Origin of the sequence: Chitinophaga sp. CC14 (assembly GCF_048957795.1) — a bacterium.
Classification (GTDB): domain Bacteria; phylum Bacteroidota; class Bacteroidia; order Chitinophagales; family Chitinophagaceae; genus Chitinophaga; species Chitinophaga ginsengisegetis.
Map to the genome: position 1 here is coordinate 515,801 of NZ_JARBFY010000003.1, position 20,779 is coordinate 536,579.

General features: G+C 48.4%; 18 protein-coding genes. 6 read left to right on the plus strand and 12 right to left on the minus strand.

Annotated features, from left to right (window positions below; translation table 11 throughout):
• Positions 1-32: 32 nt before the first annotated feature.
• From PV783_RS12140 to PV783_RS12150, 3 genes are read right to left on the minus strand one after another with little or no spacing between them, the layout of a single operon-like run.
• Entirely contained in the window at positions 33-2,027 is a 1,995-nt protein-coding gene (locus PV783_RS12140; RefSeq protein WP_420988149.1) for a TonB-dependent receptor plug domain-containing protein, read from the minus strand.
• A gap of 57 nt (positions 2,028-2,084) precedes the next feature.
• Entirely contained in the window at positions 2,085-3,347 is a 1,263-nt protein-coding gene (locus tag PV783_RS12145) for a sensor histidine kinase (RefSeq protein WP_420988150.1), read from the minus strand.
• Between the two features lie 24 nt (positions 3,348-3,371).
• Entirely contained in the window at positions 3,372-4,043 is a 672-nt protein-coding gene (locus PV783_RS12150) for a response regulator transcription factor (RefSeq protein ID WP_420988151.1), read from the minus strand.
• A 259-nt stretch (positions 4,044-4,302) separates the two neighbouring features.
• On the opposite strand from PV783_RS12150, the gene PV783_RS12155 reads away from it, so the two are divergent.
• Positions 4,303-4,692 carry a hypothetical protein gene (locus PV783_RS12155; protein ID WP_111580048.1) on the plus strand — a complete coding sequence of 130 codons (390 nt, stop codon included), beginning with the start codon at positions 4,303-4,305 and terminating at the stop codon, positions 4,690-4,692.
• 80 nt (positions 4,693-4,772) lie between these two features.
• Here the strand turns inward: PV783_RS12155 and PV783_RS12160 are convergent, their stop codons facing one another.
• Positions 4,773-6,038, minus strand: a complete 1,266-nt coding sequence (locus tag PV783_RS12160) for a glycoside hydrolase family 71/99-like protein (protein ID WP_363434177.1) — start codon at positions 6,036-6,038, stop codon at positions 4,773-4,775.
• A 277-nt stretch (positions 6,039-6,315) separates the two neighbouring features.
• Between PV783_RS12160 and PV783_RS12165 the strand changes: the two genes are divergently transcribed.
• Both PV783_RS12165 and PV783_RS12170 read left to right on the plus strand, forming a co-directional pair.
• Positions 6,316-8,151, plus strand: coding sequence for a glycosyl hydrolase family 18 protein (locus tag PV783_RS12165; protein ID WP_420988152.1), 1,836 nt, complete (start codon positions 6,316-6,318; stop codon positions 8,149-8,151).
• Between the two features lie 121 nt (positions 8,152-8,272).
• Complete coding sequence (locus PV783_RS12170) at positions 8,273-9,391, plus strand: redoxin family protein (protein ID WP_336386422.1); 1,119 nt, start codon at positions 8,273-8,275, stop codon at positions 9,389-9,391.
• On the opposite strand, the gene PV783_RS12175 is transcribed toward PV783_RS12170, so the two are convergent.
• The 8 genes from PV783_RS12175 to PV783_RS12210 form a co-directional block, all read right to left on the minus strand.
• Positions 9,350-10,486, minus strand: coding sequence for a serine hydrolase domain-containing protein (locus PV783_RS12175; protein ID WP_420988153.1), 1,137 nt, complete (start codon positions 10,484-10,486; stop codon positions 9,350-9,352). The genes PV783_RS12170 and PV783_RS12175 overlap by 42 nt on opposite strands.
• 4 nt (positions 10,487-10,490) lie before the next feature.
• A complete protein-coding gene (locus PV783_RS12180; protein WP_420988154.1) occupies positions 10,491-11,288 on the minus strand; it encodes a PhzF family phenazine biosynthesis protein in 798 nt (265 codons plus the stop codon).
• Positions 11,289-11,293: 5 nt separating this feature from the next.
• Entirely contained in the window at positions 11,294-12,502 is a 1,209-nt protein-coding gene (locus PV783_RS12185) for an MFS transporter (protein WP_420988155.1), read from the minus strand.
• 71 nt (positions 12,503-12,573) lie between these two features.
• Positions 12,574-13,158, minus strand: coding sequence for a TetR/AcrR family transcriptional regulator (locus PV783_RS12190; RefSeq protein ID WP_111580054.1), 585 nt, complete (start codon positions 13,156-13,158; stop codon positions 12,574-12,576).
• 115 nt (positions 13,159-13,273) lie between these two features.
• Positions 13,274-13,486, minus strand: a complete 213-nt coding sequence (locus PV783_RS12195; RefSeq protein ID WP_079468513.1) for a hypothetical protein — start codon at positions 13,484-13,486, stop codon at positions 13,274-13,276.
• A 45-nt stretch (positions 13,487-13,531) separates the two neighbouring features.
• Positions 13,532-15,295 (minus strand): ABC transporter ATP-binding protein, encoded by a 1,764-nt coding sequence (locus PV783_RS12200; protein ID WP_079468512.1) that lies wholly within the window; start codon positions 15,293-15,295, stop codon positions 13,532-13,534.
• The gene (locus PV783_RS12205; RefSeq protein WP_111580055.1) at positions 15,279-17,021 is read right to left on the minus strand and encodes an ABC transporter ATP-binding protein; all 1,743 of its coding nucleotides are present in this window, start codon (positions 17,019-17,021) and stop codon (positions 15,279-15,281) included. The genes PV783_RS12200 and PV783_RS12205 overlap by 17 nt, the downstream gene beginning before the upstream one ends.
• A gap of 231 nt (positions 17,022-17,252) precedes the next feature.
• Positions 17,253-17,819: an NADPH-dependent FMN reductase gene (locus PV783_RS12210; protein WP_420988156.1), complete on the minus strand. Its 567-nt coding sequence runs from the start codon at positions 17,817-17,819 to the stop codon at positions 17,253-17,255.
• A gap of 276 nt (positions 17,820-18,095) precedes the next feature.
• Here PV783_RS12210 and PV783_RS12215 point away from each other — a divergent pair, with 276 nt between their 5' ends.
• From PV783_RS12215 to PV783_RS12225, 3 genes are all read left to right on the plus strand, one after another.
• Complete coding sequence (locus PV783_RS12215; RefSeq protein WP_111580057.1) at positions 18,096-18,725, plus strand: helix-turn-helix transcriptional regulator; 630 nt, start codon at positions 18,096-18,098, stop codon at positions 18,723-18,725.
• 85 nt (positions 18,726-18,810) lie between these two features.
• Positions 18,811-19,446 carry an RNA polymerase sigma-70 factor gene (locus PV783_RS12220; RefSeq protein ID WP_336386415.1) on the plus strand — a complete coding sequence of 212 codons (636 nt, stop codon included), beginning with the start codon at positions 18,811-18,813 and terminating at the stop codon, positions 19,444-19,446.
• A gap of 79 nt (positions 19,447-19,525) precedes the next feature.
• Positions 19,526-20,713, plus strand: coding sequence for a FecR family protein (locus tag PV783_RS12225; RefSeq protein ID WP_420988157.1), 1,188 nt, complete (start codon positions 19,526-19,528; stop codon positions 20,711-20,713).
• The last annotated feature ends 66 nt before the right edge of the window (positions 20,714-20,779 follow it).

The following is a 20,779-nucleotide window of genomic DNA, read 5'->3' on the forward strand; positions in this document are numbered from 1 at the left end:
CCGCGAAGGTACATTGTTCCTGATAAATTTAACTATAAATTAACTTTCAATGACATATTGATGATTCTTCCGTCAACAGGCCCCCATAATTGTGCAAATTCCGGGTGTGTAACGGTACCGGTATAAAGGGGAGCATGCTTGCCCTGTCTTGCATCAAAAAGGTTCTCCCCGTTGAGTACCAGCGTAACATGCTCTCCAAACTGCCGGGAAATCATGGCTGCCCAGAACCAGTAGTTGGGCGTTTGTTGATTGTTATCGTCGTACTGATGGCCTACGCGGCTGTTTTCAATGCCGAAGCGCCACTTGCCTTCAATATTGTAGGCCAGCGTGCCGGCAAACTTATCCTGTGGCGCAAATGCTATGTTGGTACGGGCGGGATCGTTGTACCGGGACACGGTATGATTATATCCCAGGTACAGTTCCAGGTGATCCAGTTCAAAACGGAGGTAGGTATCTGTACCGAGACTGTTTACGGCATAAGGCATATTCTGCAGCAGGTACATCCCCTGGTTACCGGGTTGCCGCACCGGCAGGATGGGATCTTTGATATGGGTGTAGTAGAACGCCTGGTTCAGGGTCATGTCTACCTTACCAAAAATGGTGTGGTAGTTCCCGTCAAAGTTAATCCCCTGGCTTCTTTCGGATTTTATACCTGCGCTGAGCGGCAGCAGGTACCGGTAGCCGATGGTTTGGGTTTGGGTGGTGAAAACAGCGGGCGATTTATAGCCGGTCCCCGCGCTCAGGCGGATGGACAGGTCACTCACCGGTTTGTACACAAATGCCAGTCGTGGTAAAATGTACCAGCCGAACTTATTGTGATGATCTGCACGCAGTCCGGCCTCTGCCATCAGCTGATCCGTGATCCGGAGGCCATCCTGTACAAAAGCGCCCACCGTGTTGTACTGGTAGTTGCCCAGCAATGTGCTGTCGCCTTTGGCGCGGTGATATATTTCGCCGGTGTTGTTGATGCCGGCTACCCAGTCGTGGTGGCCGGCAGTTTTATGATAGGCAGCCTCCGCGTAGGTACTGGTTTGATTTCCCAGCAGTGCAAATGTTTCCACGTTATTTTCCAGGTGAAAGAAGCTCCCGGCTCCTTTCACAGACAATGTTCCGCCGGCCAGGTTTTTCCGGGTGAACTGCAGCTCTGCGCTGTGTCTTTCGCTGTTATTGACTTCTGTATACTGATGGATGCCGCCGGCAGCATGATCCAGCACCTGCATATCGCCACCTTCGCGTTTTTCGATGGTGCCGGTATAACCTGCCACGAAAGTGGTTTGTGGATTGATGTACCAGAAGAAGCGGGGGTGGAGCAGGTATTGGCGCAGGCGTGGCACATCGCTGAAGCCATCTTTATTTACGTCGGTGGCGTTTTGAGTAGTAACGCCGGCAAAAAGAGTCATGCCGGTTTTGCCGTATTTTTCTGCGTAGTACGCGTTCACATTGGTTTCTTTCAGCGTACTACGATTAACCAGCACCGTTAGTTCGGGTTTGCTGCCGGGCGTTTTGGCGATGAAGTTGATAATACCTGCAATAGCGCCACCGCCATAAAGCGTGGACACAGACCCTTTTATAATTTCCACCTGTTTAAGATCCAGCGGCGGAATGGACAGTACGCCGAAATTGCCGCTCAGGCCTTCGTACACGGGCACGCCATCACGAAGCAGCTGGGTGTATTTACCATCCAGCCCCTGCATGCGGATGGCGTTGTTACCGCTCACTGCGGAGGTGTTTTGAATATGGATTACCGACAGGTCGCCGAGGATACTGGTCACGTTACCGGGTTTTATGCCGCTTTCTTCCATCATATCTTCTTTTCCCAGTACTTCTACTTTCATGGGGAGGTCTTCGATACGGCGGTTATTCCGGGTAGAAGAAATTACTACTTCTTCCAGGTCCGATACTTTGCTGATGGTGGTATCTTTAAGCGGTTGCTGTGTAGTGTCTTTAACGGGAACGGGCACACGATTTTGTGCGGTTGTAATTCCCGTTATGCTCAATAAAATGATAGCCAGTACTATTTGTTTCATATGCTCCTTTATATGGCAAAGAAAAACACTGAATCTGGAGCAAATCTGAACGGTAGGTTATAGGGTTATCTTGAAGGTATGCTGGCCGTTTGTATAATAATAGGTAAGATGGAAATGATAGGAGTCTGCCATTTTTTTAACGATGGCCAGTCCCAGGCCATTGGAATTGGTGTAGCCGTTGTTGTGTTTTTTAAAGCGCTGAAACAACACATTGGCGGGTATTTCGGGCAGATGGCTGGTGTTGGAAATGGTAAAAGTGTCGGGTGTTAACCGGATGGAGATATTACCTTGTGGATAATTGTATTTAATAGCATTCCCGAGCAGGTTGCTGACCAGTATATCGGTGAGCGCCGGATGCAGCGGCCACGGCGCGGTGGTGGTCATTTCTTTATGAATATGCAGCTCTTTTTCTTTGATAAGCTCTTCAAAAAGCAGCAGGTATTTTTCAACAACGGCGCAAAGGTCGGGCTGTTCCGTTACGGGGTACTGCTGGTTTTCTATTTTAGCCAGCAGCAACAGGTTGTGATTGAGGCGCGACAGGCGTTGCAGCTCATCATAACCGGCTAGGATGCTGTTCTGTTGTGTTTCCGAGAGGGTGTCGTCCTGCAGCAATAATTCCAGTTTGCTCTGGGCAATAGCGAGGGGTGTTTGCATTTCATGGGCTGCATCTTCCGTTAATTCTTTCATACTGGTATAATCCCTGTGAATACGGGTGGTCATGGCGCTGAGGGCGGTATTCAGCCGGTTAAATTCAAGCGTGGCGGTATGTTCAAAAAGGATGTTTTCCAGTTTGTTCAGTTGCAGCTGTTGTATTTTGTCGAGCGACCGGTAAAATGGTTTCCATACACTTTTGCTGATCAGCCAGTTGGAAAGCAATACAAACAGGAGCAGGCCGCCAAAGGCCACCAGCATTACATGGATAATGTTATTTACCAGGTCATCTTTTTCTATCAGCGATTTACGGAGTACCAGTTCATAATTTTTATTATTCACACGGATTACCTGGGTTAGTTGCCGGAAGGGGGCATAAGTGTTTTCCGGTTCCTGGTAAATGTTTACGCCTTTCAGGTTATGTTTTGATTGCACCGGATTTGTAGTGGGATGCAGGTTAAATTCCGGTGTTTTAATACTGAAAACGGGGTTGTTCACACTGGCGGTATCGAGGTACCGCATCCACTGGAGTTTGTCATTCACCAGTTCCTCATCTGTTTCATATTTTATCTCCGTATTGAATTTTGCATACAGGTAAAAAGCGCCTGCTGTAAAAACAGGTAGCATGATCAATAAAAAGTACAGGGTTGTTTTTGTCAGCAGTTTCATATGCGCGCTGTTTTTTAGTAGATGTTATCCGAAACGGTAACCGGTTCCGTATACTGTTTTGATATAATCTTCGCCACCGGCTTCCAGCATTTTTTTACGGAGATTTTTGATGTGGGTATAAATAAAATCATAGGAGCCGGCCTGGTCGTATTCATCGCCCCAGAGGTGGCCTGCCAGTGCGGATTTGGTGACTACCCGGTGTTGGTTGGCAATGAAATACAACAGCAGCTGGTATTCTTTCCCGGTGAGGGTGATCGGTTTATTATGTACCAGCACCGTTTTGGAGGCGGGTTTTATAGTGATTTCGCTGAAGTTGACAGTAGTATTACCATCAAAATTTTTCCGGCGTAAAATGGCATTTACCCGGGCATTGAGTTCTGAAAGATGAAATGGTTTGGTGAGATAGTCATCTGCACCGAGTTCAAGGCCGCTCAATTTGTCTTCCAGGGAGTCTTTGGCAGAAATGATGATGATACCGGCCCTGGATTCCAGCAACTTCAGCTCTTTTACAACATCGAGGCCATTGCCTTTTGGCAGGCCGATGTCTGCCACTATGCAGTCGTAGTCAAATTCATTGACCTTGTCAATGGCCTGTGGAAAATCTGCGGCCAGTTCACAGATATAGCCCTGGTGTTCCAGGTATTCCTGTATGCTTGCCCGGAGAGCTGGTTCATCTTCTATAATCAGCACTTTCATGGGCTAAAAGTAGGGATAATTCCTAAAGGAATTCTGTAGCAGCGGTTTGAGATGGCATGCCTGTGGGAAACGTTGCAGTGGCGGGTTTTGACTGCCTTTGTGGTTAGGTATCCATATTATGAAAACCGGAAATATCAGGGGGACGGGGAGAAAAATCCCCGTCCTTGTTTTTCAGCATTTTTTGGCCGGAATGAAAACTATGTACTCCTGTATCTCGTAGATACAATACCGATATCAAACCATTCATTCAGGCATTCTTATGAGTACTTATTTTAAAATGATGGCAGATAGGCTATTACTGAAAAAGTTACCGGAAGCAGCCATCACACAGCGAAAGGCATCAGATGATGATACGAGGGAATTGTGCGCATTGATGGATAATATCCCTAATGCCAAATCAGTTGCGGCCATGTATCAACAGCTGATAAGAACGGGCAGGCTCACAGAACGTTATACCGGTGGTGATCCTGGCAGAAGGTGGCTCGAAGTGGAGCAGATAGTGCTGGACCGGAACGAGAGAAAGAAAGAAAACAAGCGCAGAATTATATGGATGGTGGTGGTTTTCATCACCGTGGGAATTGCTTCCTATTTCGGAGGCGTTTATCTCATGACCAAAGGAAAACACCTGGCCATGCAGGTAGTAAAATAAGCGTACTTTGTACACCTTTAAAATAATGCGTCCAGGTAACGGTCCGTTGCCTGGACGTATTATTTTAACTATTTCTGATGTTATTTTCTTTCGGGCATCTTTACCGTCAGTGGTTTTTCATTGCGCAGCATCCTGGCGGCTTCCCCGGTCAGCCAGAGATAATGATCTGAGGGCTTCCCATCTAAATTAATAAACGGCGTGGTAGCGCTCACTGGTGGCTGGTCGCTTCCCTTAAAAATAGCCGTGGCTTCATTTACTTCATCAAACATGGCCACATACAGCATAGTGGCGCCGGCGGTGAGTGCGGTGGAAATCTGCTGCCAGTAAAACCGTCCGCCCTGGCGGGGAATGGAGCCCACTGGTTTTACGTCGTCCGGGAATTCATAGCGACTGAGGTTATGCCAGCTGAAGCCGGGATAGATGCAGGGCACATATTCCAGGTGATTGGCGCGGCACCAGGCCAGGTCGTCGATGAGGTTATCGCGGTAGCGGTCCATATCGTTGTGCAGCAGGGGGGAATACCGTTGTACGGTCCAGGGCAGTACAATGTCCGCCTGTTTAATGATGGTATGCAGGTAAGGATCGGGCAGGCAGTCGGCGTTCAAGGTGCGCCAGGCCGTGGGTACGCCCAGCATCACGGCGCAGCCGCCATAAACAGGATCATTTTTGAGAAAGTCGATGAGCCTTTCGAGCCCAATATTCCGGAGGTTATAGGGGCGATCAGGAAACCCGATTCCCCAGATAGCCACTACGGGTTTGCCATTTTGCTGCAGGTAAGTTTTGGCGCCGGGCTGGTTGGTTACTTTCAGCTGATCTACCAGGTATTTCCAGTCTTCAATAATAGCGGAACAATCTTCTCCCGAAGCGCTTAACCCGGAAAGGTCGTACATCACGGCGATGGCCCTTTTATATTTTGATGCCGCCGCAAACGCATTTTTCAGCACAACAGAAGAGGCGCTGTCGTGGCGTTTGGCATTATTAAAAAAACGTTGCATAAAAACACCGTCCACTCCATACTGCTGCATCCATTTGAAGTGAATGTCCACGGTGCTTTTGTCGTACGAACTGAAGAAACGGGCAGGCTGTCCGTTGGCGAGCTTAAAAGGAGTGGCGTATGTTTTTTCATATTCACTCACATCCGGCCACATGTCTATTCCACTGCGGGTTTCATCGCCATAGGAAAAACGCCGGGCGCCGGAGCCATCGCCTTCGGCCCGGAACCATCCCTGGTAGCCGGCCATCACCAATCCATGATAAGTAGGGTACTGCGATTCCCTGCTGTGTTTCAATTGTGCCGCGGCGGATAAGCTCAGCAGGAGGAGGAAAGCTGTTAAAATACGCTTCATATGTATACTGTTTGTTATTAACGTGGAACTTGCTTTTAAAAAGAGGAGAACCCGGCTTGCCCGGATTCTCCAAAGGTTTTGCATTCACCTTAGTTGTGTATTCCGGTTTGTAGCCGGAATAAGATGCAAGTAAAGCGGGGAGACCTAACAAAAGCGTTAACAAAGCATTAATTGACCGCATTAATGGCATATTAACGCAATTAATTTTCAAGAATGGGACATGTTTTTACAGCACGGCAGAATAATATTATCTTCCCGTATACAACCAAAAATATTTATGCCCGAAAAAAGAAACAGGTTACTATCCATCTTAATGCTGCTACTCCCGGTTTTACTTAGCGCCACTCCGCAGATATCCACCGCACAGGCTAAGCCGGTGATCATTGGCTATGTGGGCGGATTCAGGGGATTGGTGAATACAGACGGGATTGCACCGCGGAAGCTTACGCACATCAACTACGCTTTTGTAAATGTGCAGCATAACCGCGCAGTGCTGACCAACGAAAAAACAGATACGGTAAACCTGCGTCGTATCAATGAACTGAAAGCTATCAACCCGGAGCTGAAGATCCTGATCTCTATCGGCGGCTGGGCATGGAGCGAAAATTTCTCTGACGCCGCGTTAACAGATACTTCGCGCAAAGCCTTTGTGGTAAGTGCCGTGGATATTATCCGTAAATACAAACTGGATGGCGTGGATATCGACTGGGAATATCCCGGCCGTGCTGGGGAAGAAGGCAATGTATACCGTCCGGAAGACAAACAAAACTTCACCCTTATGTTTGCCGCGCTGCGGAAGGAGCTGGATAAGTTGCAAAAGGAAACACACCAGAAAAAGCTGCTCACTACGGCAGTAGGTGGCTTTGCCGCTTTCCTGGAAACATCGGAAATGGGTAAGGCCGCCAGATACCTGGATTATATCAACCTGATGACCTATGATTTTTATTCAGATAAAAATGCCGGTCATCATACCAACCTCTTCACACCGGCAGATAACCCCGGCGCGCTGTCGGGCGATAAAGCGGTGAAAGCCTATGTGGCCGCCGGCGTACCTGTGCAAAAGCTGGTAATGGGCATTGCTTTTTATGGCCGTCGCTTCCAACTGGCCGACAGCACCGGCACCGGGCTGGGAGGGAAGATCGTATCACAGTCTTTCGGTAAAGGCTATACGTTTACAAAGGATAGCCTTGTTAATAAAAACGACTTTCATGCCTACCGCGATGAAAGCGCCAAAGCGCCCTACCTGTTCAACCCCGCCACACGTGAATTCATCACCTACGATGATGAATGGTCCGTACAAAATAAATGCAACTATGTGACCGCGAATAAAATGGGTGGCGTCATGTTCTGGGAATATTCTTCCGACGAAAAAGAATACCTGCTGGATGAGATCAACGCTACTTTATATCCTAACCGCAGCAAGCCTTTGTTTTCAGCGCTGGTGCTGTATGAAGGTGGCGGCCACCACGTGGCTTTTTCAAAAGCGGCTAAAGCGTGGCTGGATAGTGTTGCTGCAAAGAAACATTTTTCAGTTACCTATATCAATAATACGGATGCGATTAACGATGACTATTTAAAGCAATACCAGCTTTTTATCCAGCTCGACTATCCGCCTTATGGCTGGAAACCTGCAGCAGCGGCGGCGTTTGAGCGATATATCAATGAAGGCCGTGGCGGCTGGATCGGGTTTCATCATGCCACCCTGCTCGGTGAGTTCGATGGCTTCCCCATGTGGAACTGGTTTTCCACCTTTATGGGCGGGATCCGTTTCACCAACTATATCCCAGATTTTGCCGATGGAAAGGTAACCGTGGAAGATAAAAACCACCCGGTAATGAAGGGCATTACATCTCCCTTTACTATTAACAAAGAAGAATGGTATACCTACGATAAAAGCCCACGCCCGCAAGTGCATGTGCTGGCCAGCGTGGATGAAAGCTCCTATGTGCCCGCTTCCGAGAGGAAGATGGGGGATCACCCCGTGGTATGGACCAACGAACATTATAAAGCCAGGAACGTCTATATTTTCATGGGGCACGGCCCGGCGTTGCTGAATAACCCGGCATATACGCAACTGTTTCAGAACGCTGTTTTCTGGGCAGCCGGTAAATGAATGTGGAAGTTTTTAGTAACTTTAAATACCGCCAAACACCCGCCCGGAAAAAGAACCTGTTGACCTACGGCAATATGGACCAATATACTGTACGCAAGCAAGAAAAAATAAACCATCTAAAATGGAAAAGAAATTTCTTATCAGCAGTATGCTGTATTGTTTCCTCCTGTTGCCGTTGCTTTCAAAGGCGCAGCAATTGCCCATTGGTGCGGCTGCACCGGACTTTACCCTGCCGGCTACCGACGGGAAAAATTATTCTCTGTCCTCTTTTTCCGACGCAAAGGTACTGGCGGTGGTGTTTACCTGTAATCATTGTCCTACTGCGCAGGCGTATGAAGACAGGATAAAGCAGCTCACTTCCGATTATGCCGGCAAAGGAGTAAAGCTGGTGGCGATTATGCCCAACAACGCCGAGGGGTTGCGTTATGATGAATTGGGATATACTGACCTGGGTGATTCTTTCGACGATATGAAACAGCGCGCAAAAGATAAACAGTTCAACTTCCCTTATTTGTACGACGGCGACAGTGAAATAGTTTCACGGGCATATGGGCCTGTTGCCACACCGCATATTTTTATTTTTGATAAAGACAGGAAGCTGCGTTACCAGGGAAGGATTGATGATATGGAAAATCCTGCAAAGAAGCCCGGGTCAAAGGATGCGCAGAATGCCATTGAAGCATTGTTGCAGCAGCGGGAAGTGCCGGTGGCCACTACGAAAGTATTTGGTTGTTCAGTGAAGTGGAAAGATAAAAGCGGCAGCGTGGAAAAAGCAACGCAGGCATGGGCAAAGGAGCCGGTAACGCTGGACACGGTGTCGGTAGGCGGCATTAAGGAGTTGTTGAAAAACACTTCCGCCAATCTGCGGTTGATTAATATCTGGGCTACCTGGTGTGTGCCTTGCGTGGCAGAGTTCCCGGAGTTTATTATACTGGCTAAAACATTCAGTGAGCGTGATTTTGAGTTTGTAAGTGTTAGTGCAGATGAACCGGAGAAGAAAGATAAAGTATTACAGTTTTTACAGAAGAAGCATTCGTCGGGGAAGAATTATCTTTTCACCGGGAAGGACAAGTATGAGCTGATTGAAGCCGTGGATCCCAAATGGCAGGGCGCATTGCCGTATACTATTTTAGTGGAGCCGGGTGGAAAAATCGTATATGCGCAACAGGGAGAAATAGACCCGGTGGCGCTCCGGAAATTAATTTTTCATAACCGCATGATTGGTCCCATGTATAAATAGATTGGTGTCCGGCCACTTTGTGGTGGGATCATTTACTGCTTTCCAGAGCAACCCATCCAGGTCGTTGAAGAAGCTGCTGTCGGTGCGGGTGTTACACAGCATCACCCAGTTGAATCCTTTATGGGCGCGAATTATTTCGCTGGCCGTGCCGGGCAGGGAACCGGAGTGCCACCAGTTGTGGTAGGGATTCACCGCCCATCCCAGGGCATAACCCGGATTCGCTTCCGAGCCGGTAGTCATAGCCGTGACAGATTTTGCATTCAATATATCCGGAGGTAACGGGAACCCATCTACGTAAACAAGCAGGCGGGCGAGGTCGGCGGCGCTGGCTATCCATCCTCCATGTGCATCCATGCGGGTAATGTTATAGATATAAGGTTGTTCGCCATGTTGGCCGTAGTACACTACTTCGCGTGGTTTTTGTTGGGCCAGGGTATTGCCGCCTATCTGCATATCAGTGATGCCGCAGGGGAGCAGCACTGCTTTTTTTACATAATCTTCATAGGGCATCCCGGATACTTTTTCAATTACGCGTCCGAGAATACAGTATCCAAAATTAGAATAGGCGTAAACTGTTCCGGGAATATTATCCAATGGCTGATGATCGATTGTCCATGAAATCAGTTGGCCGGCGTTCATATGCGGATGGCTGAACATAGGATCGGCGCCGTTGTTGGTCCAGCCGCCGGAGGTATGTTCAAGCAGTTGCCGGATGGTGATCTTTTTCAGATCTTCCCGGTAGGGTGGTGTGCCATAAAGGGTACCCAATATAGCGTTGGTGCCAAATACCCGGTCGTTCAGCGATAACTTTTTTGCTTCCACTAATTTTAATATAGCCGTAGCCGTTATACACTTGGATACGCTGGCAATGCGGAACAGGTGTTGGGTGTTTACGGGAATATGTTGGCTGGTATCTGCGTAGCCATAGCTGCCGGTATATACAAGTTTACCTTTGTACGTTACTGCGATGGCCATTCCCGGTACCTGGTAGCGATCCATGAAAGCATGTACGGTGCTGTCTATCTGCGGCAGGGATTGTGCGGTAGTGATGTTAACTGCCAGCAGGCATAAGAGCAGTAAACGGGTATATCTCATAAAATTAAGGTACAAAAATATTTCCTTCCAGGTAGGTCTTACAGGTACCGCCTATCAGTACGCGGTCGCCGGCATCCACGCAGTAGAGCTTTCCTGTTCTGGGAGATACCTGCAGGGCGATCATTTCTTTCTTATCCAGTTGCTGGCTCCAGAAGGGGATGAGTGAGCAATGTGCAGAGCCGGTAACAGGATCTTCGAAGATGCTGGCCTGTGGAGTGAAGAAGCGTGATACAAAATCCACGTGCTTCCCTTTGGCGGTAACAATAATGCCGCCGGGGTCCAGGTTGATCTGGTCAAGGATGGCTTTATCCGGTTGCAGGTTGCGTACTATTTCTTCATCATGATACACGAGGATATAATCCCTTGCTTTCAGTACTTCCATCGGGTATACGCCTATTCCCTTGAGTATTTCTGTTGGAAGGGAAGCGGGTACTGCTGGTCGTGATGGAAAGTTAAGCGTAAGCAGGTCATTATTTTTGGAAACGGTAAGCGCTCCGCTTTGCGTGTGAAAAGTAATCTGGTGCATATCCCATCCAAGATGATTGAACAGCACGTGTGCGCAGGCCAGTGTGGCATGTCCACAGAGGTCCATTTCTATTTCGGGCGTAAACCACCGGAGTTCGTAGTGTCCCTGCTGACCGGAGGGAATAAAGAAGGCAGTTTCGGGCAGGAAATTTTCCGCGGCAATTTTCCGGAGAATATCTGTTGGCAGCCATGCTTCCAGGAGGCATACTGCTGCAGGGTTTCCGCCGAACAGCTCATGTGTGAAAGCATCTACCTGGTAAATGGGTATATGTGGCATGAGGATTAGTTTTGGTGCTGTACCGTAAAGATATTGCTTTTTTGAGCGTGTACCTTCCGGGGAAGGGTGCATGCCCAGAAAAGCAGTCCTGCGGCGCTGATGACGGCGCCGAGTATGCATACGGCGGTCCATCCGGCGAGGGCATATACCGTGGTGGCGGCAATGCTCCCTAATCCGCTGCCGATGGAATAAAAAAGCATGTACCCGGCCACCATGCGGTTGCGTGATTCGGGTCTGATGGTATACAGCATGCTCTGGTTGGTAACATGCACCGCCTGGATGGCCAGGTCCAGCAGGATGATACCGGCAATAAGCGCCATTAGTGAATGCGTGGCAAAGCCCAGCGGCAGCCATGAAATGAGTAGTAACAACAGCGCGATACCGGTGGTGCGCTGGCCGTGGCCGCGGTCTGCCAGCTTCCCGGCACGGGCGGCGCCTAAGGCTCCTGCCACCCCGATTAAACCAAACATGCCAATCACAGATGCCGGAAAGGAATACGGCGGCACGCTAAGCGGTAGCACCAGCGACGACCACAACACGCTGAAGGCCGCGAAAATGAAGAAGGCAATGATCGCGCGGACCCTTAGCACAGGTTCCTGCAGGAATAACCGGAATACAGACAACAATAATTGCGGATAAGTAGTAATGGTTTTCTGCGGATCATGAACGGGCAACACCCGGTAGAGGATACCGGCAGTGAGTAGCATCAATGCAGCAGAGAAAAAATATACCGCCCGCCACCCGGCTATATCTGCCAGGGCGCCGGATACGGTGCGTGCCAGCAGGATGCCCAGCACTACGCCGCTGGTTACGAGGCCCACAATGCGCCCCCGTTCTGCCGGGGCAGCCAGTGTAGCGGCGTAGGCCACCAGTGTTTGCGTAACTACCGCCAGCAATCCAACCGCTGCAATGCCGCCCAGGAAAGGCAGTTTGGCCGGCGACCATGCTACTGTGAGCAGAGCCGCTACCGCCAGTAACAGCTGCGTTACAATCAGCTTGCGGCGGTTGAACAAATCGCCCAGCGGCAGCAATAACAGGAGGCCGAGTGCATACCCTGTTTGCGTAATGGTAACAATGATCCCCAATGAGCGGGACGGAATATGAAGATCGCTTCCCATTGTGTTCAGCAATGGCTGCGCGTAATAAACATTAGCTACTGCAAGGCCGCACGCAATTGCAAAAAGCAGTGCGGTGGACCGGGTGAATTTTTCCATGAGTGAAGTAAATGTTTTGTACTATATGGTACAAAATAGATGATAAAAAAAGGAACTACGAGGTCCCTTGATTAACCGAGAATTTTTAATTGCGTTTCTATCAGTTCGGAGAGGGCTTCATTATCCGGGTAAATGCGCCGGGTAATACCAAGACCGTTCCAGTTATTGAGCAGCAGGCGCGCCAGCAGTGCCGGTTCCAGTTTGGAATGCAGCGTGCCCTTTTGTTTCCCACGCAGCAATGCATCCAGGAATAATCCTTCCAACCCCTGCAGGTGAGTGGCAGCTCTTTTCATCATCGGGTTTTCGACATTGGAAAGCTCTGCTACTGCGTTGCCAAAGATGCAGCCTTTCTGATGCCTGGTTTTGGTGCTGTGCGCTATCCTGCGGAAAAATTCCCGGATGTATTCCACCGGATCTTCTGCAGCATCCAGTTCTCTTCTGAACTGTGCAATCGCCTGATCGCTGTGTTGCCCCAGCGCCTTTTCATAAAGCTCCTTTTTACCACCTTTAAAAGCCAGGTAAAAGCTGCCCTTACCTATGCCCATGGCAGCGAGAAGGTCTTCCGTGGAAGTAGCCTCATATCCCTGCCGCCAGAAGACTTCAGCCGCTTTGCTGAGTACTTCCCCGTCGTCAAATATTTTCGGTCTGCCTGACATAGCGCGCTCTTTTACCACCCAAAGATAGATTCTTTACCAAATAGTACAAAATTTTTCCGGCACAAAAAAACCTGCGGTATACGCAGGTTAATCTTTTGTGTGGAAAATATGCTGACTAGTGATGCGGGGTTTGCGGATGGAGCAGTTGAAACAATTCTCTTTGCAGATCATCATTATGAAGATTGTTTAACTGCTCCGTTGAAATTTCGTAAAAGGCAGTTTTTTTGCCTAATACGCCTATCACAAACGTGTGTCCGGCCTGCACCGGTTCAGCGGTTTGGGGGTGTTTTTTTGATAGTGTTACCACTACATCTTTGAATTTTGACATGTAGTGAATATAACAAAAATTCCGGATTTTGGGTAAAATCACGGATCAGCTCATTCTCACCCCATGCAGTAATTTCTCCATCGCATTTTGTAAAGACCCTGCCCGCGTGACTTCTCCCGAATTCACAAAAAATATCTCATCGGCATTTTCAATCGTATTCAACCGGTGCGCAATGATCACCCGGGTGGTATTTTCCGGCAGTTTTTCCAGGATTTCCCCCAGCAATTGCTCGGTAACGGTGTCAATATTGGCAGTAGCCTCATCGAGAATCAGCAGGTCAGGTTTACGGAGTACTGCCCGCATAAAAGCAATCAGTTGTTTTTGCCCGAGACTTACGCCGTCACCGCCGGAAAGTACTTTTGTTTCCAGCCCGTTTTCAAAAATAGCCAGCAACTTTTCCAGGTTGGCTTCCTTGATCACTGCTGTAAGCTGTTCGTTGGAAAAATCTTTATACGCCGGGTTGCCGTACAGGATGTTTTCTTTTACGGTTCCGGTAAACAGGAAAGGTTCCTGCAAAATGAAGCCTATCTTCCGGGAACGTTCATCCGCATCATAACTGCGGATATCCCTTCCATTCAGTAATACAATGCCCTGCGTAGGATCATACAAACGTGCCATCAGCGATGCCGTGGTGGTTTTGCCGCCACCGGTAGGGCCCACCAGTGCATAGGTTTTTCCTTTTTCCAGCGACAGGCTGATGTTATGCAGTATTTCCCTTCCTTCCGGATATCCAAAATGCACATTCCGGAATTCCAGCAATGCCGGGGAAGGACCGTAAGCCGTGGTGGCGTTTAGTGTAATGAGATCCGTTTCCAGTCCGAGTATTTCAGAGATCCGGTCCCAGCCTGCCATCGCCACCTGGAAGTTGGCCCACAAGGTAGCCAGTTGTCTTAGTGGATTATAGAAATAAGTAGCATACGCGAGATAACTAACGAGTAAGCCTATACTAAATTCGCCTTGTGTAATCAGGTAGATGCCACCGGTTAGTACCAGCAACTGTGCGATACTGGCGCACATGGCATAGAAAGGCAGGAACACGTTGTTGGCAAGCCCCGTACCAATGGCGCTTTCGTAGTTTTTTTCATTGGCATCCTGGAAGCGCTGCCGGAAATAATCGCGGCGGTTGAAGGCCACAATTACTTTGAAGTTGCTCAGGCTTTCCTGTATTTCCGCACTCATGTTACCTACCGTTTTCAGGTTGGCAGCATTTTTTCTTTTTACCCAGGGAGATAATATCCTTGTAAAGATGAGTATCGCCAAAGCGGGTGCCAGTGCGGCAATCCCGATCTTGTAATTAATGATCAGCAGGAAAACACCGGCGCCGATCATGGTAGAAATATTACCGACAAACTGCATCAGCGATTGTGAAAAAAACTGGTTGAGTTTATCCGTATCATTATTTACGCGGGAAATAAGGTCTCCTGCTTTATTCTGATTAAAGAAGGCCACCGGCAGCTGCTGTATCTTACTAAAAATAGCATTCCGGAGGGTAAACAATGTACGCTGACCAACACCACCCATCAGCTTTGTCTGGAAGTAACTGGTGAACAACGCTGTGAGATAAATGCCCAGCAGGATCCCGGAAAAGATCAGTACGCCGTGGTATTGCTTATGCTGTACATAATGATCGATGGTATAACCTATTAAAAAGGGGCCGAGCAGGTTAAGTATAGAATTCAGCAGGATGGCTGTTAAAGCCACCGCCAGGTTTCTTCTTTCGTGGGAAATCAGCTTCAGCAAATTCCTGAATGCGGAGTAGTTGGATATCTTCTGCTCCTTCTCCGTAAACTTATTAAGATTGTAATTCATAGTTGCTGGTGCTTTGTTGGGAATTAAAGATCTGAACGTACTCGGGACAGGTATGCAGGAGTTCTTCGTGTCCGCCGGAGGCAATAATCTCGCCCTGCATGAGCAGGATGATCTGATCGTAATGCGCCACCGAAGCAATTTTCTGCGTTACAGACAGGAGTGTGATCCCGGGGTATTCCACCTGTACGTTTGCCAGGATTTTCTTTTCCGTATTGGTATCTACACGGGCTGTGAAATCATCCAGCAGCAGGATCTTCGGGTTAATGGCCAGCGCACGCGCCAGCATGATCCGTTGTTTTTGTCCGCCGGAAAGACTGGCCCCTCTTTCAGAAACGATGGTATCCAGTTTTTCGGGAAGCGCGTCGGTAAATTCTTTCAGCTCCGCGGTGTGCAACGCTTTTTCCATCGCCGCTTCGGTAACGGTTTCGTTGAACGCAATATTTTCGCGGACACTCATGTTAAAAATGATGCTGTCCTGGAATACAAAGCCCACCTGGCTATGAAAGGATTCACTGTTATAATCCGCTACCGGGCGCCCGTCTACCAGTACTACGCCTGAAGTGGGTTTGATTAAGCCGGTGAGCAGGTAAAGCAGCTGCGTTTTACCGGCAGCAGTGGGTCCGATAATAGCTACTTTTGATCCTGCTTTTATGGAGAAGGAAATATCTTTCAGCACTGGTTTCTGACCGTAGTTCACGTTCACGTGCTGAAACTCAATATCTCCCTTAACAGGAGTAGTAAGCGAACCAGCGGGCATAATGTCGGGCATATTGATCACGGCGCTGATCCTTTGATAGGAAGCAGTGGCCTGCGCAATAATATTGCTCATAAAACCGATCACCAGTATGGGGAAGATCAGTAACGCCAGGTAACTGCTGAAGGCAGCAAAATCGCCCAGGCTCATACTGTCGGTGATCACGAAATGACCGCCCAGTGCCAGGATGATGAGGTTGGCAATGCCGGCGGTAAATGTAATAACAGGGATCAGTCCCGCGAAAAGTTTCACAATGGATAACCCGAAATCCATCGCTTTACCGTTGGCATCCAGAAATTTCTGATACTCCAGTTGCTGCGAATTGATTACCCGGATCAGTGCTGCACCCAGTATACTTTCGTTAATTACTTTATTCAGCCAGTCCATTACTTCCCGGCTTTTGATGAACAGTGATCTTACTTTACGCAATACCAGGAAAAAGGTGATCCCGATTACAGGTAACGTAGCAATCACTGCCAGTGCGAGTTTCCAGTTAATGGTAAGCAACAGGATGCTGGCGCCTATAATAATAAACAGGGAAGATACCAGCGAAACGATGGCTTGCGAAACAAACAGCTTAATTGAATCCACGTCGGCAATCAGGTTGGTGAGCAACCGGGAAGGATTGGCCTGTTCCACCCAGGCATAGCTCTGACCGGATATTTTATCCGATATTTTGGTGCGCAGGTTGCGCGCCACTTTTTCAGACACATATGTTTGTATGATGTTCTGCAGATAGGTAAACACCAGGATGATGATCACCGCCACTGTGAATTTTATCACCAGCGCATTCAGCTGGAAGGTGCCATGCTCATAGCTGTCGATACCGTTTCCGATAATTTTGGGCAACCACAGGTTGAGGCCATTGCTCAGCAGTGTAAACAGGATCAGCAGGCTAACCATACCCATATATGGTTGCAGGAGACTGAATATGCCGGCTTCTTTCTTTTTACTACCCTCTTCTTGTTTCATTTTTAACTGGATGTTTAGCAGGACGCGGCTTTTAAAGGTTTCCACATGAAGACGGATCCGCTCTGCAAATATTGTATAATATGGCAACAAGATATTGATTTTTTAGCGGTTCAGGGAATGGATTTCGATGAGATACCGGGAGTGGAAGGAGAGGAAGCGCCGGAGGAAAGGCCGGTGAAAAGAAGAACCAGCGCAGGTCCCTGCCCGTTGGGAGATGCGCTGGCCACTGACTTAAATACTAACAGCTGCCTTCTTTTTTTCGTAGATGGCGCTGGCAAGCCAATAAAATTCGTCTATAAACCTGGTGGCTGATTTGGCCGTGTGCTCGCTGGTAAGTTCCTGCGTATCACTGAATGCGCCGTATACTTCCGGTACCAGGAGTTTTACCGGCAGTGCATAAGCGCCAACGCTGAGGATCACCTGCTGCAGCTGTGTAGCTGCGTTGACGCCGCCCAGTTTTCCTGCACTCACCGTAACAATACCGATGGCTTTCCTGGAAAATTCGCTGTAAAAATAATCCAGGGCATTTTTCAGTACGCCGGAGAAGCTGCCGTGGTATTCAGGCGTAACAAATATCATGGCATCTGCAGCATGCAGGCGCTGGCTCAGTTCTTTTACCGCCTGTGGCAGTTGCGGGTGCACACCCACCCGTTCTTCCAGCATGGGGAGCGGGTTTTCGGCCAGGTCTATGAGATCAGTCTCCAGTCCTTTGCCCTGTAATTGTTTTTGCAGGTAATGGGCAATTTTGTGTGATTGCCTGCCCTGCCGGATACTTCCGATTAATATGGCTATTCTCATTGTTTTTTTATTTTTTGTGAAGACATGCAGCTCCCTGTACTGAAAGTGATGTTTCAGCAGGAACCGGTTATTCGTATTGTTTGGTTGCTACCAGCCGGAGGGCCCTGCCGGCGGTATATACAGGAGCGCAGTTTGAAAATACGTATGCCTGCGCATGGCATGCGTATGAGATCTGCCGGATAAGCGTGCCCGTGTTGCATATCCCGGCAAATCGTTTTCTTTATGGAACAAAGATAGTATCTTTGCTGAATAAACCAAATAAACACTTTGTTTATTATGAATAATAACTTTGCCGATAATGAGCGGGCTGTATGGATACTGAAAACACAGGGGCCGCAACCCTTGTGTAAGTTGGCAGAGGAGCTGAAAGTAACGATGGAAGGCGCGCGGTTTCAGTTGCTCAAACTGGCAAATGAAGGATTGGTGCAGGCTACCACGGAAGCCAAAGGCAGGGGCAGACCTAAACAAATCTGGGCGCTCACGGAAGCGGGCAACGCGCGTTTCCCCGACCGGCACCAGGACCTGGCATTGCGTCTGCTGTGCAACATGAATAAAACACTCCCTACGGATACGATGAACGAAGTGCTGGAAGCCACGGCTCAAAGCACCCTCGAAAAATACGAGGAAGAGCTGAAAGGCATCACCGGACTGGAAAACCGTGTGAGCACATTAGCGGATATCCGTAACCGTGAAGGATACATGGCGGAGTATATCAACGAAGGAAAGAGTTATCTTCTTATAGAAAATCATTGTCCCATACAGGCGGCGGCCAGCTGCTGCAGCCGCTTCTGCCGGTCGGAGCAGGAGATGTTTTCCACTATATTAGGAAAGCAAGCGAAAGTGGAACGGGTGGAACATATACTGGATGGACAGCGGAGATGCGTATACAGGATCACGGGGAAATGACGCTATATTTTCCCCTCATCTATAAATAAATCAGCTTTTATCGGTATTTTTATACCGATAAATCATCGTTTATATTGTCAGGAGGGTGTTTCCAGGGATGATAGAGGAGTATTCAAACAAGGAGCATATTTTACTGCAAAAGTTCGCTGGTGGAGAACAATCCGCTTTCCAATTCATATTTAACCAGCATTACAAAGCATTATGTTATTTTGCCTTTACCATTGTCGCTGACGAACAGGAGGCGGAAGACCTTGTGCAGGAAACCTTTTCAAAGCTCTGGGATAAACGGGGCGATTTTAAATCCGCCACCAACATAAAAGCCTTTCTTTTTATTGCTACCAAAAATGCCTGCCTCAATTTTTTGAAAAGCAGGGAACGGCTCCATATCAAAGAAAAAGAATTCTCTTATTTACAGGAAGAACAGGTAACTACAGAAATAGCCGGCTTCGATCCGGTGCTTACGGAAACAGAAATTATTCAGCAGCTGTACCTGGAAATAGAGCATCTGCCCACCCAATGCCGGCGGATCTTTAAAATGAGCTATCTTGAAGGAAGAAAAAATGAAGAGATAGCCACCTCCCTGCAGATCTCCTATAATACTGTCAGAGCGCAGAAACTAAGGGCGCTTAAACTTATCAGGAGCAGTCTCATTAAAAAGAACATCCTGCCATTACTGGGTATCTATATTACCCTTCTCAAATATTATCATCATTATTACTGATCCCGTTAGCCGGTAATTTTTTTTTTGATTTATTTAATCGAAAGCAGTTTTTTATTGTTTCTATAGTAAAAGAGGTGAGTTGGAAGCAGATCAAAACAGTGAAACAAATCCGTTATTGCAGCGAATTGCTTACCTGGTAAGCCGTTATCAGCAGGATATATTAACAGCAGCAGAAGAGGAAGAGCTGCGGGCCTGGCGTGATGCCTCCGCAGACAACCGTCTTTTTTTTGAACAGATGACAGATCCGGATATCCTCCGTGATAAGCTGTTGCAATATGAAAAATTTGATGTTGCCGCCGGTTGGAATACTTTCAGTGCAAAGCATTTCCCGGCAAAAGATAACGTGCCGGTACGCCCGGTGTACCGCTGGTGGAGTGCTGCTGCGGCTGTTTTGCTGTTATTGGGGGCAGGCATATATTTTCTTCGCCCTTCCGCCCCGCCTGCCCCGGTAGCGGCCCTTTCCACCACGCCTATACTGCCCGGAACCAGCAAAGCCACTTTAAGGCTGGCAGATGGTTCGGTCATACCGCTGGATAGCAACGGTAACCGCGTGATCACGCAGCAGGGCACCCTTATTCATTTGAATAACGGCCAGCTGCAATACAGCACACAGAATTATACTGCTCAAACCACCCTGAACACGCTGGCTACGCCGAGAGGCGGGCAGTTCCGGCTCACCCTGCCGGACGGTACCAGGGTATGGCTGAATGCAGCTTCCGCTATTACTTTCCCCACCGCATTCGGGCAAGGGAAACGGGAAGTGGAGATAAAAGGAGAAGTTTATTTTGAAGTGGCGGCAATGGCAAAAATGCCTTTCCAGGTAAAGGTCAGCCACCAAACCAATATAGAAGTATTAGGCACCAGTTTTAATATCAACGCCTATACAGATGAACCAGGCATCAAAACGACCCTTATACAAGGAGCCGTGAAAGTCAATGCAGGCAACAGCTCCAGGGTATTATTACCCGGTCAGCAGGCATTGGTAAAAAGTCCCGGGAATATCGATATCGTAGCGCACGCAGATACTGCGGCGATACTGGCCTGGAAGAAGGAGGAATTTAATTTCCGCGACGCAGACATCCCCACCGTGATGCGTCAGCTGGCCAGATGGTATGATGTAACAATTGTTTATGCAGGTAACATCCCTGCCCGCCGGTTCCAGGGAGAAATTCAACGTAATCTGCCACTGTCGGATGTGCTGGAAGGACTGAAAAGTACCGGTATCCATTTCCGCCTGCAGGGACGCAGCATCATCGTGGAACCATAACGGGTTTATTTTTTTAGCTATTGTCAACTGAACATTTATGCACGACCAACTTCAGAGATTGTAATG